Source organism: Agrobacterium sp. Azo12 (genome assembly GCF_029193765.2).
In the GTDB taxonomy this organism is placed as follows: Bacteria; Pseudomonadota; Alphaproteobacteria; order Rhizobiales; family Rhizobiaceae; genus Agrobacterium.
The window spans coordinates 2,589,270-2,604,362 of record NZ_JARFYO020000001.1 but is presented as its reverse complement, the minus strand read 5'-3'; the positions used below and the strand labels follow the sequence as shown (position 1 = coordinate 2,604,362).

14 protein-coding genes and 3 tRNA genes are annotated in these 15,093 nt (G+C 54.9%); 12 read left to right on the top strand and 5 right to left on the bottom strand.

What is annotated here, in order from left to right; translation table 11 throughout:
• Positions 1 to 7 precede the first annotated feature (7 nt).
• Positions 8 to 868 (bottom strand): helix-turn-helix domain-containing protein, encoded by an 861-nt coding sequence (locus tag PYL13_RS12490; protein ID WP_275641556.1) that lies wholly within the window; start codon positions 866 to 868, stop codon positions 8 to 10.
• 80 nt (positions 869 to 948) lie between these two features.
• The gene (rlmB, locus tag PYL13_RS12485) at positions 949 to 1,842 is read right to left on the bottom strand and encodes a 23S rRNA (guanosine(2251)-2'-O)-methyltransferase RlmB (RefSeq protein ID WP_250981786.1); all 894 of its coding nucleotides are present in this window, start codon (positions 1,840 to 1,842) and stop codon (positions 949 to 951) included.
• 213 nt (positions 1,843 to 2,055) lie between these two features.
• Here rlmB and PYL13_RS12480 point away from each other — a divergent pair.
• Together PYL13_RS12480 and PYL13_RS12475 are read left to right on the top strand one after the other, a co-directional pair.
• Positions 2,056 to 2,140, top strand: a tRNA-Tyr gene (locus PYL13_RS12480).
• A 25-nt stretch (positions 2,141 to 2,165) separates the two neighbouring features.
• Positions 2,166 to 2,239, top strand: a tRNA-Gly gene (locus PYL13_RS12475).
• Positions 2,240 to 2,455: 216 nt separating this feature from the next.
• On the opposite strand, the gene PYL13_RS12470 is transcribed toward PYL13_RS12475, so the two are convergent.
• From PYL13_RS12470 to PYL13_RS12460, 3 genes are all read right to left on the bottom strand, one after another.
• Positions 2,456 to 2,695 carry a hypothetical protein gene (locus PYL13_RS12470; protein ID WP_250981785.1) on the bottom strand — a complete coding sequence of 80 codons (240 nt, stop codon included), beginning with the start codon at positions 2,693 to 2,695 and terminating at the stop codon, positions 2,456 to 2,458.
• Between the two features lie 281 nt (positions 2,696 to 2,976).
• Positions 2,977 to 3,180 carry a hypothetical protein gene (locus PYL13_RS12465; RefSeq protein ID WP_275641555.1) on the bottom strand — a complete coding sequence of 68 codons (204 nt, stop codon included), beginning with the start codon at positions 3,178 to 3,180 and terminating at the stop codon, positions 2,977 to 2,979.
• A 627-nt stretch (positions 3,181 to 3,807) separates the two neighbouring features.
• The gene (locus PYL13_RS12460) at positions 3,808 to 4,443 is read right to left on the bottom strand and encodes a TerC family protein (protein ID WP_192488618.1); all 636 of its coding nucleotides are present in this window, start codon (positions 4,441 to 4,443) and stop codon (positions 3,808 to 3,810) included.
• Positions 4,444 to 4,877: 434 nt separating this feature from the next.
• On the opposite strand from PYL13_RS12460, the gene tuf reads away from it, so the two are divergent.
• The 10 genes from tuf (at position 4,878) to rpoB (ending at position 15,077) form a co-directional block, all read left to right on the top strand.
• Positions 4,878 to 6,053 (top strand): elongation factor Tu, encoded by a 1,176-nt coding sequence (gene tuf, locus PYL13_RS12455; protein ID WP_192488619.1) that lies wholly within the window; start codon positions 4,878 to 4,880, stop codon positions 6,051 to 6,053.
• A gap of 83 nt (positions 6,054 to 6,136) precedes the next feature.
• Positions 6,137 to 6,628, top strand: a complete 492-nt coding sequence (locus tag PYL13_RS12450; protein ID WP_275641554.1) for a GNAT family N-acetyltransferase — start codon at positions 6,137 to 6,139, stop codon at positions 6,626 to 6,628.
• 450 nt (positions 6,629 to 7,078) lie between these two features.
• A tRNA-Trp gene (locus PYL13_RS12445) sits at positions 7,079 to 7,154 on the top strand.
• A 194-nt stretch (positions 7,155 to 7,348) separates the two neighbouring features.
• A complete protein-coding gene (gene secE, locus PYL13_RS12440; protein WP_192488620.1) occupies positions 7,349 to 7,549 on the top strand; it encodes a preprotein translocase subunit SecE in 201 nt (66 codons plus the stop codon).
• A 19-nt stretch (positions 7,550 to 7,568) separates the two neighbouring features.
• A complete protein-coding gene (gene nusG / locus PYL13_RS12435; RefSeq protein WP_192488621.1) occupies positions 7,569 to 8,099 on the top strand; it encodes a transcription termination/antitermination protein NusG in 531 nt (176 codons plus the stop codon).
• Positions 8,100 to 8,235: 136 nt separating this feature from the next.
• Positions 8,236 to 8,667 carry a 50S ribosomal protein L11 gene (gene rplK / locus PYL13_RS12430; protein ID WP_138790887.1) on the top strand — a complete coding sequence of 144 codons (432 nt, stop codon included), beginning with the start codon at positions 8,236 to 8,238 and terminating at the stop codon, positions 8,665 to 8,667.
• Between the two features lie 2 nt (positions 8,668 to 8,669).
• Positions 8,670 to 9,365: a 50S ribosomal protein L1 gene (gene rplA / locus PYL13_RS12425; protein ID WP_192488622.1), complete on the top strand. Its 696-nt coding sequence runs from the start codon at positions 8,670 to 8,672 to the stop codon at positions 9,363 to 9,365.
• 359 nt (positions 9,366 to 9,724) lie between these two features.
• Positions 9,725 to 10,243, top strand: coding sequence for a 50S ribosomal protein L10 (gene rplJ, locus PYL13_RS12420; RefSeq protein ID WP_192488623.1), 519 nt, complete (start codon positions 9,725 to 9,727; stop codon positions 10,241 to 10,243).
• A 58-nt stretch (positions 10,244 to 10,301) separates the two neighbouring features.
• Complete coding sequence (gene rplL, locus PYL13_RS12415) at positions 10,302 to 10,679, top strand: 50S ribosomal protein L7/L12 (RefSeq protein ID WP_192488624.1); 378 nt, start codon at positions 10,302 to 10,304, stop codon at positions 10,677 to 10,679.
• A 261-nt stretch (positions 10,680 to 10,940) separates the two neighbouring features.
• Positions 10,941 to 15,077, top strand: a complete 4,137-nt coding sequence (gene rpoB, locus PYL13_RS12410) for a DNA-directed RNA polymerase subunit beta (protein ID WP_275641553.1) — start codon at positions 10,941 to 10,943, stop codon at positions 15,075 to 15,077.
• The last annotated feature ends 16 nt before the right edge of the window (positions 15,078 to 15,093 follow it).

Sequence of the window (15,093 nt, the reverse complement as noted above, 5' to 3'; positions counted from 1 at the left end):
CAGCTGGTTATCTTGTTGTCACCTGTCGGTGATGTAACAGCCCTAGCCAGCGAGCCGGGCTGATGCCAAAGGCTTTTGAGAACTGCCGTGTCATGTGGCTCTGGTCGGCAAAACCTGAGGAAAAGGCGGTTTCTGCCAATGTTTGCCCGGTGCGTAGTGCAGTTTTGACCGCATCGAGGCGGCGCATCGTCAGGTAACGATAGGGACTTGTGCCAAAGAGGGTGCGGAAATCGCGCGACAGGCTCCAGCGGTCTCGCCCGCACAGTTGCTCCAGATATTCCATCGTCGCTGTTTGCGGTAGCTCATGCAAATATTGCCGTGCCATTTCAGCGGAATGGTAATCGATCAGTTTTTTGCCGCTGGCCGGCGCCGTGCCCGCTGCAGCCTCCAGGGCGTGCGCCAGATCATAAAGGGCATCATCATATTCGAAGGTCTCGATACGGTCCTCTACGCTGCGCAGAATACGGTCGGTGGCCGCAAACAGTCGTGGGTCGTCGGAAATGCCACCATGCACATAGGGCAGGGGGCGGCCGCGCAACACAGCCTGGATCGCGGCCGGTTCGATATAGGCAATACGGTAATGGAAACCATCTTCGGCACCTGCCTGTCCGTCATGTTTTTCGTCCGGATGCAGGACCATGGTACCGCCGGGACGACTGTTACGCAGAGCGCCACGGTAATTGAAGCTTTGGATGCCGGAGAGGGTTCGCCCTATGGCGTAGGTATCGTGGCGGTGCATTTCATAACCGCGCGCCGCAAAGAAGGCTTCGATGCGTTCCATGCCGACGGGATCGTTGGCGTGGCTGATCCAGCCGTTTTTCCTCTTTTCACCCTGCGCAAGCACAGAGCCGTGGCCGACATCCTTCATGGCCAGAGGACCTTTCCCGAATGTGTTTTCGTATATTCGGGAAAGGAAGATGTCATGTCGGCGATCTCGAAAATCGTGGGTTACTTACGAGATGTCGCGCCAGCCAGGAACTGCTGCGTTGCGTAAAGTGCAATGGCGGCTGCGTTGGAAACGTTGAGCGACTTGATTTCGCCCGGCATATCCAGTCGTGCCAGTGCGCTGACGGTTTCGCGGGTCTTCTGGCGAAGGCCTTTGCCTTCCGCGCCCAGAACAAGGGCGACCTTTTCGCCGCTGAATGTCTGTTCGATCGGGGCTGGACCTTCCGAATCAAGACCAACCGAGAAAAAGCCGAGCTTGTGCAGTTCACCCAGCGCATCGGCCAGATTGGTGATCTGGATATAAGGGATCATTTCCAGCGCGCCGGAGGCAGATTTCGCCATGACGCCCGATTCTGTGGGGCTGTGACGCATGGTGGTGATGATGGCGCCAGCCTTGAAGGCCACGGCAGAGCGCATGATGGCACCGACATTGTGCGGGTCTGTGACCTGATCCAGCACCAGAATAAGCGGGCTGTCCTTCAGGGCAGACAATTTACGCACTGGCAGCGGCCGGGTTTCCAGCATCACGCCCTGATGGATGGCTTCTGGTCCCAGAACCTTGTCGATATCCTGCGGCGATACCATTTCCACCGGGAACTTCTGTTCTTCGGCGGTGCCGATTTCCAGACGTGCCAGCGCATTTTGCGTGACCGACAGCTTGATAATCTGCCGCTCCGGGTTGGAAAGTGCCGCGCGGACTGTGTGCAGGCCATACAGATAGACCTGATCGGCATTCAGTTGCGGTGGCTTCCAATCATCAGCGCCCTGGCGCTTGCGTTTCTGGAAGGCGGGGGTGGGAATCTCACCCCGTTCGCGTTTTGCATCGCGTACGGCACGACGCAGGTTAGCGTAGTGCGTGTCACGGGTGGATTTGTCATTTTGATCGTCGTTGCTCATAGCGCCTTATATCTCCGGCGATCTCATCACACCAGCCCCCGCGCTATCCACAGCCTGTGTAAGGCAATTGAATTTTTTTCGAAAAATTCGTGACAGGGCGTGTTGACAGATGAAGATCGGGCAGTCATATACCCGGCCACAGACGACGAACGGCGACGCGCCGGACACGGAAATCTGGACTAAAGCTTGGTAGCTTGATCCTCGCAGAATACTGGAGGAATGCCCGAGTGGTTAAAGGGGACGGACTGTAAATCCGTTGGCTCAGCCTACGTTGGTTCAAATCCAACTTCCTCCACCATTCTGCACGGATCGAAATCACCGCCGCGGGTATAGCTCAATGGTAGAGCAGCAGCCTTCCAAGCTGAATACGCGGGTTCGATTCCCGCTACCCGCTCCAATCAATTCAATCACTTACATCTTTTATTTCTTGGCTCGTGTCACTTCGTGTCAGTCAACGCGCTTCAATTGTGGTTGCGTGTTTTTTTCGATTCGACAGCGGAAAAATGCACCAGGCTTCGCAAGCTCCGTAAAAAAGCAGAGCGATTCAGACCGTTTTTTCAACATGAAAATCGCAGTTTTTTAGCGACTAGCGTGTGCCAAAGAAGGTCGCCAATCAGTCGCCGTCCAGATCGGCAATTTCGCCGTGAGACGCGATCAGGATGGGTGACGCCATGTCGCCGCTTTCATCGTCAACCATCACCTTGTAAGCCGCCACGCCAACGTGACGCGGAGCCATCGCGGCAGCGATTTTTTCCGCTGCTACTGGGTTGGACGCTGTCCGCATTTCACCGGGCACGATGCCGCCGCGGTTCTTCTTGAACGTCATTACAATGATTTTTTCAGCCTGAGCCATGATGTCCCTCAAATCTGTTCTATAAATGTTCTCATTTGGAGCAAGAGTCAATCTGGCGTTTCGATCGACCGAAACAAAAGAGGCTGGAACCACAGGCGCAGTTGTTTTCGCGTTCAAGAGATCAGGACGCTAGCCGCCGTCACCTATTCCTGAGGCGCGAGGGGTCGTGCTCCAGGGTGGGGAGCGGCAGGACAGGAGCTACGGCTGTCGCACCCATGTTTGCAGGCCGTTTGTCTCGATGTGTATGGTCACAGATGATGTGAGGTCGGCTTGCGCTGCATTCAGTTCTGGCTGAGGCGCATTCTGCCTACAAAGACAGAAATGAGTGCCATGACAACCAGTGCCGGCCAGAGGGTGCACAGGCTAATTCCAATCCAGTGAGCGAAGCGCGGCTTTGTATTGTCGCGCAGGATTTCAATGCCGGTATAGGCAATGAAAATGCCTGTAATCAGCACATAGGCGGTGATCAGGACTGGTGTGTGCATGAACTCTTTCATGGTTTTTGCAGCCGCGCCTGCACGATACGGGCGCGGAAGCAGGTAGCTTATGGTGAACGAGATGTTAATTCAACACCAGAATGGGCTGTTGTAATGCCCCATTTGGGTGATGTGCATCGCATTTCTACGGTACGGAACCGTAAGAGCAAAAGCGGATCACAAGCTATGAAAGAGAATTTGAAAGCCGGGAGGGGCGGAGCGGTTTATCGCCGCGTGCTGTCGGTGCTGCTGTCTTTATCGAAAGGAAGCAGATCCGTTTGATGTGGGCTTGTCTTGTCTTTCCGAATCCGCCTGAACCCAGCGGAAGAAAAGATAGAGAGGCGCAATAATCAAAGTAAGGGTAACGATAGCGTCGATAAACATATGGTACATCCCATGCAAGACACCTCATCATGAGGCGTTCCGGGCTCATATTGTCGAAGATCTGTTGAGGCTTGCTGAACAAGTTCAGTTAACGACTTATTCTTTTGTCGTTAAAATGCGGAACAAAAATTGACGAAATGCACGTCGCGTCCCGTTTTGTTTCGAAACCACAGCCATAAATGACTGAGACATGTCTCCGGCAAACCAGTTGTTTACTGTTTGGTTTGCCGGAAACGAGGCATTTATTGCTGATTACTGGCCAAGATATGGCTGGACGTAAGGCCAGACTTCGATGCCGCCATGATAGAGCATGTTGAGGGCAACATAGATGATGACCATCAGGCCGAGATAGGAAATCCAGCGGTAGCGGTGCAAAAGCTTCGCAACGAAGTTTGCGGCCAGACCCATCAGGGCGATGGAAACGACGAGGCCGATCACCAGAACCGTCAGGTGTTCCTGTGCCGCACCAGCCACAGCCAGCACATTGTCCAACGACATGGAAACGTCGGCAATGACGATCTGCATGGCTGCCTGGAAGAACGTCTTGTGTCCCTTGGTCAGGTCGGCTTCATCGTCCGTGACCTCGTCTTCCATTGAACCGTTCTGCTCGCGCAGTTCGACCCACATCTTCCAACATACCCAAGCCAGCAACAGACCGCCGACGAGACGAAGGCCAACAATGTCGAGGAGTTGTACGGTTACGGCGGCAAAACCGATACGCAGCACGGTTGCGGCGATAATGCCGATCAGAATGGCTTTACGGCGCAGATGTGCGGGAAGGCCGGCTGCAGCAAGGCCGATAACGATAGCGTTGTCGCCGGCGAGCACGAGATCGATGGCGATAACCTGAATGAATGCCGTAAATCCGGCGGCGGTGAAAATTTCCATGGATATATCCTGAAGCGGATGATGGGGCGGCGCAGGAGAAAGCGTCTAACAATGTCAGTGAAGGCAGGAAATGTGATTTCGGGCTTGGCCCGTCGCCTTTCTCCCCAAGGCGATTAACAGGCGTCATATGACATCGGAAACTTGCCGTAAACCATATCTTGCATAGCAAATCACAATAAAGTCATTTTGTGGCAGGGAATCATCTGGCCGGTCGGGGGGCACTAAAGTCGCCGCTCCCTTGTGCTTGCACCGCGCACTCTTCTTCTTATATAGGGCCCTTAACGGCACGTAAGCACGCTTATATCGCGCATTGAGGGTCGAACGGTATTTCTGTTTGACAATTAAGTCTTGCGCATTCGCTTACAAAGCCTTAAACGGCGACACCAAACCGGTTCGCCGGGGAAACTACTTCACGTTCACAGGAAGCAATTCACATGGCAAAGAGCAAGTTTGAGCGGAACAAGCCACACGTTAACATTGGCACGATCGGTCACGTTGACCACGGCAAGACATCGTTGACGGCCGCAATCACCAAGTACTTCGGCGAGTTCAAGGCGTATGACCAAATCGACGCTGCTCCTGAAGAAAAGGCTCGTGGTATCACCATTTCGACAGCCCACGTTGAGTATGAGACGCCTAACCGTCACTACGCACACGTTGACTGCCCCGGCCACGCCGACTACGTGAAGAACATGATCACCGGTGCTGCCCAGATGGACGGCGCGATCCTGGTTTGCTCGGCTGCTGACGGCCCAATGCCACAGACCCGCGAGCACATCCTGCTTGCTCGTCAGGTTGGCGTTCCTGCTCTGGTCGTGTTCCTCAACAAGGTTGACCAGGTCGACGACGAAGAACTGCTCGAGCTCGTAGAAATGGAAGTTCGTGAACTTCTTTCTTCCTACGACTTCCCAGGCGACGACGTTCCTGTTGTTAAGGGTTCGGCTCTTGCTGCTCTTAACGATTCTGACAAGAAGATCGGTGAAGACGCTATTCGTGAGCTGATGGCTCAGGTTGACGCCTACATCCCAACACCAGAGCGTCCAATCGACCAGCCGTTCCTGATGCCAATCGAAGACGTGTTCTCGATCTCTGGCCGTGGTACTGTTGTTACCGGTCGCGTTGAGCGCGGTATCGTCAAGGTTGGTGAAGAAGTTGAAATCGTCGGCATCAAGGCGACGTCTAAGACGACTGTTACCGGCGTTGAAATGTTCCGCAAGCTGCTCGATCAGGGCCAGGCTGGCGACAACATCGGTGCACTGGTTCGCGGCGTTACCCGTGACGGCGTTGAGCGTGGTCAGATCCTTTGCAAGCCAGGTTCTGTTAAGCCTCACAAGAAGTTCATGGCAGAAGCCTACATCCTGACGAAGGAAGAAGGCGGCCGTCATACACCGTTCTTCACGAACTACCGTCCTCAGTTCTACTTCCGTACAACTGACGTTACCGGTATCGTTTCGCTGCCAGAAGGCACGGAAATGGTTATGCCAGGCGACAACGTTACCGTTGAAGTCGAACTGATCGTTCCAATCGCGATGGAAGAAAAGCTGCGCTTCGCTATCCGCGAAGGCGGCCGTACCGTCGGCGCTGGCATCGTTGCCTCGATCATCGAATAATTCTTTCCGGTAAGGGATGGATTGAGAGCCCCGCTGGAAACAGCGGGGCTTTTCTGTTTTGGGCATAACAGGGGAGCTGCACGATGCAATTTGTCGAAATCAGCGCATTTGCACCAACGGAGCGTGATGCGGTAACGGCGCTTATCGTCAAGATCCAGCAAGACGAGTTTGGTATTGCGATCACGGCGCAAGACCAGCCTGATCTCAGTGATATCCCTGGCTTCTATCAGTCCGGTGCGGGCGGTTTCTGGGTGGCGAAGCTCGACGGCGACATCGTCGGTACGGTTGCACTCAAGGATATTGGTGAGGGGCAGGGCGCCCTGCGCAAGATGTTCGTGGCGGAGCAGGCGCGCGGCAGGGAATTGGGTGTTGCGGCGAAGCTGCTCGGTCGCCTGCTTGAGGAGGCAAGGCGCAGCGGCATTACACAAATCTACCTCGGCACGACGGACAAGTTTCTGGCCGCGCATCGATTCTATGAAAAGAATGGCTTTGCCGAAGTGGAAAAAGAGACGCTGCCAAAGCGCTTCCCTGTGATGGCTGTTGATACAAAGTTCTATTGCATCTCCTTGAAATGATGTGTCTATCCGTGGTGACACGGGGTTTTGGGGTGCGAATCATTTGCTGGGAATGCTGAAGACTGTGATTCTGGCCGGGTTTCTGGTGGGGCCGGCCTTTGCGTCGCCAGTTGGTGCGCAAAGTTGCCCGGATCGACCAGCCTGCAAGGGCTGTGGTTGTAAAGGTGGTCCGGGTTATCGCGGGGCCGGGCGGCAGATGCGCTTGTTTCAAGGTGCTTCACAAGGTGTGCGGCACTCCACCGAAGACGCGCTGCACATTTGAAAATGCGCCGGGCACTGGAGAGAACCGGGAATGCGCCCCGAAATCGGAACGAAAAAATAAGGGCTAGAGAGTTTTCCCGTTACTCTTTGCAGGAAAAAGAAAAAACACCCTTGCCATTCGTTTCAGGGCGTCTTAAAGAGCCGCATACCGATTACGGAGATGGAAACATCCACGGTTGATCGGACTGAAGGGGTATAGCTCAGTTGGTAGAGCGGCGGTCTCCAAAACCGCAGGTCATCGGTTCAAGCCCGGTTGCCCCTGCCATTTTTCAGCAATGACAAGCGCGTTTAATTTGCGGCATGTTGGCTGGAAGGGCCGGATGGGATTTCCGGTGGAGTTCATTGAATGTCGATTTCCTCTTGTTAAATTGAGAATCGGCGTTTATGTAGGGTAAAACAGACACGCGGTGCGTGGGGCTGATTTATCGGCTTTACGTGCCGTAATTGCGTGGGCAGTCAATGGCATCCAAAACCAATCCATTTGCGTTTCTTCAGCAGGTTCGCTCGGAAGCGTCAAAAATTACCTGGCCATCGCGCCGCGAGACCATGATTTCGACGGCCATGGTGCTCGTCATGGTTATTGTGGCTGCGCTTTTCTTTTTCGCAGCTGACCAACTCATCGGCTGGTTGCTTCGCCTTGTGCTGAGCGTCGGTCAGTAACGGATTTCCGGAGATAAAGATGGCAGCGCGCTGGTATATAGTTCACGCATATTCAAATTTTGAAAAGAAGGTCGCTGAGTCGATCGAGGAGAAGGCTCGCCAGAAGGGGCTTGAGCATCTCTTTGAAAAGATTCTCGTTCCGACTGAAAAGGTTGTTGAGGTTCGTCGCGGTCGCAAGGTCGATAGCGAACGCAAGTTCTTCCCAGGTTACGTGATGGTTCGCGCAAACCTGACGGATGAAGCTTACCACCTCATCAAGAATACCCCGAAGGTTACGGGTTTCCTGGGTTCGGACAACAAGCCTGTTCCTATCCCTGATTCTGAAGCTGATCGTATTCTCGGCCAGGTTCAGGAGGGTGTGGAGCGTCCGAAGTCCTCGATCTCTTACGAGATTGGTGAGCAGGTTCGCGTCTCCGACGGTCCGTTCGCATCGTTTAACGGTGTTGTTCAGGATGTCGACGAAGAGCGTTCGCGCCTCAAGGTGGAAGTTTCGATTTTCGGCCGCGCTACGCCGGTCGAGCTGGAATACAGTCAGGTCGAGAAGGTCTGATTGGAAGAGCGAAAGCTCTAATCGCGTGGAAGACCTGCTGGCTCTAGCCGGGTCAGCATCGTACCACGCAACCGCAGCCGCCGGAGTTTCCGGCATATGAGCCGGGCAACCGGTTCGATTTGAAAGGCAGAGAGATATGGCTAAGAAAGTTGCAGGCCAGCTCAAGCTTCAGGTCAAGGCAGGATCGGCTAACCCGTCCCCGCCAATTGGTCCTGCGCTTGGTCAGCGTGGCATTAACATTATGGAATTCTGCAAGGCGTTCAACGCTGCTACGCAGGAAATGGAAAAGGGTATGCCGATTCCGGTCGTCATCACCTACTACCAGGACAAGTCCTTCACATTCGTGATGAAGCAGCCTCCTGTAACTTACTTCCTCAAGAAGGAAGCTAAGATTCAGTCCGGTTCCAAGACTCCGGGTAAGGGCGCAAAGGCTGGTTCCATCACCAAGGCTCAGGTCAAGACGATCGCAGAAGCCAAGATGAAGGATCTCAATGCTGCCGATATCGAAGGCGCAATGGCAATGGTTGAGGGCTCTGCCCGCGCCATGGGCCTGGAAGTGGTAGGTTGATCATGGCAAAGCTTGCAAAGCGCGTACAGAAGACACGCGAAGGCGTTGATGCTAACAAGCTCTACGTCCTCACCGACGCCATCTCGATGGTTAAGGAACGGGCTGTAGCCAAGTTCGACGAGACCGTTGAAGTTGCGATGAACCTCGGCGTTGACCCACGTCACGCTGACCAGATGGTTCGTGGCGTTGTCAACTTGCCAAACGGCACAGGCCGTGACGTTCGCGTTGCTGTTTTTGCTCGTGGTGCCAAGGCTGATGAAGCCAAGGCTGCTGGCGCTGACATCGTTGGTGCAGAAGACCTGCTCGAAATCGTTCAGGGCGGCAAGATCGACTTCGATCGTTGCATTGCCACTCCGGACATGATGCCGCTGGTCGGTCGCCTCGGTAAGGTTCTCGGCCCACGTGGCATGATGCCTAACCCGAAGGTTGGTACGGTTACGATGGATGTTGCTGGTGCCGTTAAGGCTTCCAAGGGCGGCGCTGTCGAGTTCCGTGTTGAGAAGGCTGGTATCGTCCATGCTGGTATCGGCAAGGCCTCCTTCGACGCCAAGGCTCTTGAAGAAAACATCAAGGCATTTGCTGACGCCGTCATCAAGGCCAAGCCTGCTGGTGCAAAGGGTAACTACGTCAAGCGCGTAGCGATCTCCTCGACCATGGGTCCTGGCGTTCGCATCGACCCGTCGTCGGTTACTGCATAATTTCGACAATCCCCGCATGGGGTTGTTATACAAGAATTTCCGGCCTCACCGGCCGGAAGTTTCCGGAGAAATCCGGAATTCCTGTCCGAGATTGTAGGTGGCCTTTTTCCTTTTCAGGAATTTGGCCTTAATCACGTTAACCTACATGAGACGGGTACGAGCCCGATTTTCGCATCCCTGTGGTGCTTAATAATCTGGTTTGAACCTGGTGTGCCTTGTGCCTTCAGCCTTCGGGTGAGAGAGCAGGGGGACAGGATCCTCGAGCGTCACTCGGGACTTTGATTTATCAAGGTTTCTTGGGGCAAAGGCAAACCCGATGGGGCCTGCATGATTGCGGTCCTGTCAACTGGAGACAGACAGTGGAAAGAGCGGAAAAACGCGAATTCGTCACGGAGCTGAACGAAGTCTTTAAGGCTTCCGGTTCGGTTGTCGTGGCCCACTATGCTGGCGTCACCGTTGCGCAGATGAACGACTTCCGTTCAAAAATGCGTGCTGCGGGCGGCACAGTTAAAGTCGCGAAGAACCGTCTGGCCAAGATCGCTCTTCAGGGTACGGAGTCAGAAGAGATCACTGATCTTTTCAAAGGACAGACGCTGATTGCATACAGCACTGATCCAATGATCGCTCCGAAAGTCGTCATGGACTTCGCAAAGACTAACGACAAGCTCGTTATTCTCGGCGGCGCCATGGGTGCAACCGCGCTCAACGCGGACGCAGTAAAGTCGCTTGCGACCCTGCCTTCGCTGGACGAGCTGCGCGCAAAGCTGCTGGGCCTTCTCAATGCCCCGGCAACTCGCGTCGCTACGGTTGTTGCAGCACCGGCAAGCCAGCTTGCCCGCGTGTTCTCGGCTTACTCAAAGAAGGACGAAGCCGCTTAAGGCGGTTTTTCGCTGTAAATATTCAAACCGGTTCAAACCGAATTAAAGGAACTAAAAAATGGCTGATCTCGCAAAGATCGTTGACGACCTCTCCGCATTGACTGTTCTGGAAGCTGCAGAACTGTCTAAGCTTCTCGAAGAAAAGTGGGGCGTTTCTGCTGCTGCTCCTGTAGCAGTTGCTGCTGCTGGCGGCGGTGCTGCTGCTGCTGCTCCTGAAGAAGAAAAGACAGAATTCGACGTTATCCTGGTTGACGCTGGCGCCAACAAGATCAACGTCATCAAGGAAGTCCGCGCTATCACAGGTCTTGGCCTGAAGGAAGCTAAGGACCTCGTTGAAGGTGCTCCTAAGGCTGTTAAGGAAGCTGTTTCCAAGGCAGAAGCTGCTGACCTCAAGAAGAAACTTGAGGATGCTGGCGCCAAGGTTGACGTTAAGTAATATCGGTACTACTTACGGGAGATGGCAAAAGCCGTCTCCCGTTTGCTGTTCCGCTGAAACCAATTACCCAAAAGCCGCGTGAAAATGGCTTTTGGGTAATGGGTTCTTCAAGAGAATAGTTTCGAACCGCGCTGTACAGGCAATCCGGCCTTACCGTTCGGGACGTGAAACGAGATTGATTATACCCATTAATTGACGGGATCGACTGGCCAGCGAACCCCGTCCGTTGCAGGCCCGGATGCAATTATTAAAGGAGCGACGATGGCTCAGACCCTTTCGTTTAACGGTCGCAGGCGCGTACGCAAGTTTTTCGGCAAAATTCCAGAAGTAGCGGAAATGCCAAACCTCATTGAGGTTCAGAAGGCTTCGTATGACCAATTTCTCATGGTTGACGAGCCTAAGGGCGGTCGTCCCGACGAGGGATTGAATGCTGTTTTCAAGTCTGTATTCCCAATCACAGACTTCTCAGGCGCATCCATGCTTGAATTCGTATCCTACGAATTCGAACAGCCAAAATTCGACACTGAAGAGTGCCGTCAGCGCGACCTGACCTACGCAGCGCCACTGAAGGTGACGCTGCGCCTCATCGTGTTCGATATTGACGAGGATACAGGCGCGAAGTCCATCAAGGACATCAAGGAACAGTCGGTTTACATGGGCGACATGCCGCTCATGACCAACAACGGTACGTTTATCGTCAACGGTACCGAGCGCGTTATCGTGTCTCAGATGCACCGTTCGCCGGGCGTCTTCTTCGATCACGACAAGGGCAAGAGCCACTCTTCCGGCAAGCTGTTGTTCGCTGCTCGCGTTATTCCTTACCGCGGTTCCTGGCTCGACATCGAATTCGATGCCAAGGATGTCGTTTACGCGCGTATCGACCGTCGCCGCAAGCTGCCTGTCACCTCGCTGCTGATGGCGCTCGGTATGGACGGCGAAGAAATTCTGTCGACGTTCTACACAAGCTCTGATTACAAGCGTGCAGGCGATGGCTGGCGTATTCCGTTCCAGCCTGAAGTGCTGAAGAACGCCAAGGTCATCACCGAAATGGTTGATGCCGACACGGGCGAAGTTGTTGTTGAAGCCGGCAAGAAGCTGACCCCGCGTCTGCTGCGTCAGCTGTCCGAGAAGGGCCTCAAGGCTCTCAAGGCAACCGACGAAGACCTGTACGGTAACTTCCTGGCCGAAGACATCGTCAACTACGCAACGGGTGAAATCTACCTCGAAGCTGGTGATGAAATCGACGAGAAGACCCTCGGCGTTATTCTGAACGCTGGCCTGGAAGAAATTGCGGTTCTCAACATCGACCACGTCAATGTTGGCGCCTACATCCGCAACACGCTTTCTGCCGACAAGAACGAGAACCGTCAGGACGCTCTGTTCGATATCTACCGCGTCATGCGTCCGGGCGAGCCGCCGACCATGGATTCGGCTGAAGCGATGTTCAACTCGCTGTTCTTCGATGCTGAGCGTTATGATCTTTCCGCAGTTGGCCGCGTGAAGATGAACATGCGTCTCGACCTCGATGCAGAAGACACCGTGCGTACACTGCGCAAGGAAGACATCCTGGCCGTGGTCAAGATGCTGGTTGAACTGCGCGACGGCAAGGGCGAAATCGACGACATCGACAACCTCGGCAACCGCCGTGTTCGTTCGGTCGGTGAGTTGATGGAGAACCAGTACCGTCTGGGTCTGCTGCGCATGGAACGTGCGATCAAGGAACGTATGTCCTCGATCGAAATCGACACCGTGATGCCGCAGGATCTCATCAACGCAAAGCCAGCCGCTGCTGCCGTTCGCGAGTTCTTCGGTTCTTCGCAGCTGTCGCAGTTCATGGACCAGGTGAACCCGCTTTCGGAAATCACCCACAAGCGCCGCCTTTCGGCTCTTGGACCTGGTGGTCTGACCCGCGAGCGCGCAGGCTTTGAAGTCCGTGACGTTCACCCGACCCACTACGGTCGTATTTGCCCGATTGAAACGCCGGAAGGCCCGAACATCGGTCTGATCAACTCGCTGGCCACCTTTGCCCGCGTCAACAAGTACGGCTTCATCGAAAGCCCGTACCGCAAGATCGTTGACGGCAAGGTGACAACAGACGTGATCTACCTCTCCGCTATGGAAGAGGCCAAGTATTACGTTGCACAGGCTAACTCGTCGCTTGAAACTGATGGTTCGTTCTCGGAAGAGTTCGTTGTTTGCCGTCACTCGGGCGAAGTTATGCTCGCGCCACGCGACAACATCAACCTGATGGACGTTTCGCCGAAGCAGCTCGTTTCGGTCGCTGCGGCTCTTATCCCGTTCCTGGAAAACGACGACGCCAACCGCGCTCTGATGGGCTCGAACATGCAGCGTCAGGCCGTTCCGCTCGTCCGTGCCGAGGCTCCGTTCGTCGGAACCGGTATGGAGCCGATCGTTGCGCGTGACTCCGGCGCTGCTATCGCAGCCCGTCGTGGCGGTGTAGTCGATCAGGTCGACGCGACCCGTATCGTTATCCGTGCAACGGAAGATCTCGATGCTGGCAAGTCCGGCGTTGACATCTATCGTCTGCAGAAGTTCCAGCGTTCGAACCAGAATACCTGCATCAACCAGCGTCCGCTGGTGACTGTCGGTGACGTTCTGAACAAGGGTGACATCATCGCTGACGGTCCATCGACCGATCTCGGTGACCTGGCACTTGGCCGCAACGCGCTCGTCGCGTTCATGCCTTGGAACGGCTACAACTACGAAGACTCCATCCTGATGTCCGAACGCATCGTTTCCGACGACGTGTTCACCTCCATCCACATCGAAGAGTTCGAAGTGATGGCCCGCGACACCAAGCTTGGTCCTGAAGAAATCACGCGCGATATTCCGAACGTTTCGGAAGAAGCCCTGAAGAACCTCGACGAAGCCGGTATCGTATACATCGGTGCGGAAGTTCAGCCTGGCGATATCCTGGTTGGCAAGATCACGCCGAAGGGTGAAAGCCCGATGACGCCGGAAGAAAAGCTTCTGCGCGCCATCTTCGGTGAAAAGGCGTCCGACGTTCGCGACACCTCCATGCGCATGCCTCCTGGCACGTTTGGTACGGTCGTTGAAGTCCGCGTGTTCAACCGTCACGGCGTTGAAAAAGACGAACGTGCAATGGCTATCGAACGCGAAGAAATCGAACGTCTGGCCAAGGACCGTGACGACGAACAGGCTATCCTGGACCGTAACGTCTATGGCCGTCTGATCGACATGTTGCGTGGTCAGGTTTCGATCGCTGGACCGAAGGGCTTCAAGAAGGGCACCGAGCTTTCAAACCTCGTTGTTTCTGAATACCCGCGTTCGCAGTGGTGGATGTTTGCCGTTGAGGACGAGAAGGCCCAGGCCGAACTCGAAGCTCTGCGTGGCCAGTACGACGAATCCAAGTCGCGCCTTGAACAGCGCTTCATGGACAAGGTCGAAAAGGTTCAGCGTGGCGACGAAATGCCTCCAGGCGTCATGAAGATGGTCAAGGTCTTCGTTGCTGTTAAGCGCAAGATCCAGCCAGGCGACAAGATGGCCGGCCGTCACGGTAACAAGGGCGTTGTCTCGCGTATCGTGCCTGTTGAAGATATGCCGTTCCTGGAAGACGGTACGCATGTCGACATCTGCTTGAACCCGCTGGGCGTGCCATCGCGCATGAACGTCGGCCAGATTCTCGAAACGCACCTTGCATGGGCTTGCGCCGGTATGGGCAAGAAAATCGGCGAGATGCTGGATGAGTATCACAAGACGCTTGATATCACTGACCTGAAGCGCGAGCTGACGGAAGTGTATGCTTCTGATGCCAAGGATGAAGTCGCTTACTTCGACGACGAGTCCCTGCTCAGACTTGCCGAGCAGTCCAAGAAGGGCGTTTCGATTGCGACGCCGGTCTTCGACGGTGCGCATGAGCCTGACGTTGCTGAGATGCTGACCAGAGCTGGTCTGCACGACTCTGGCCAGTCGGTTCTCTATGATGGCCGTACAGGTGAGACGTTCGACCGTAAGGTGACCGTCGGCTACATGTACATGATCAAGCTGAACCACCTTGTCGACGACAAGATCCACGCTCGCTCGATCGGTCCATACTCGCTCGTCACCCAGCAGCCGCTCGGTGGTAAGGCGCAGTTCGGCGGACAGCGCTTCGGGGAAATGGAAGTCTGGGCACTGGAAGCTTACGGCGCAGCATACACCTTGCAGGAAATGCTCACCGTCAAGTCGGACGACGTGGCCGGCCGTACCAAGGTTTACGAAGCGATCGTCCGCGGCGACGACACCTTCGAAGCCGGTATTCCTGAGAGCTTCAACGTTCTCGTCAAGGAAATGCGGTCGCTCGGTCTTTCCGTTGAGCTGGAGAACTCCAAGCTCGAGGCCCAGGAAAGCTCCGAACTGCCTGACGCGGCGGAATAAAGATGACCAAGGCAGG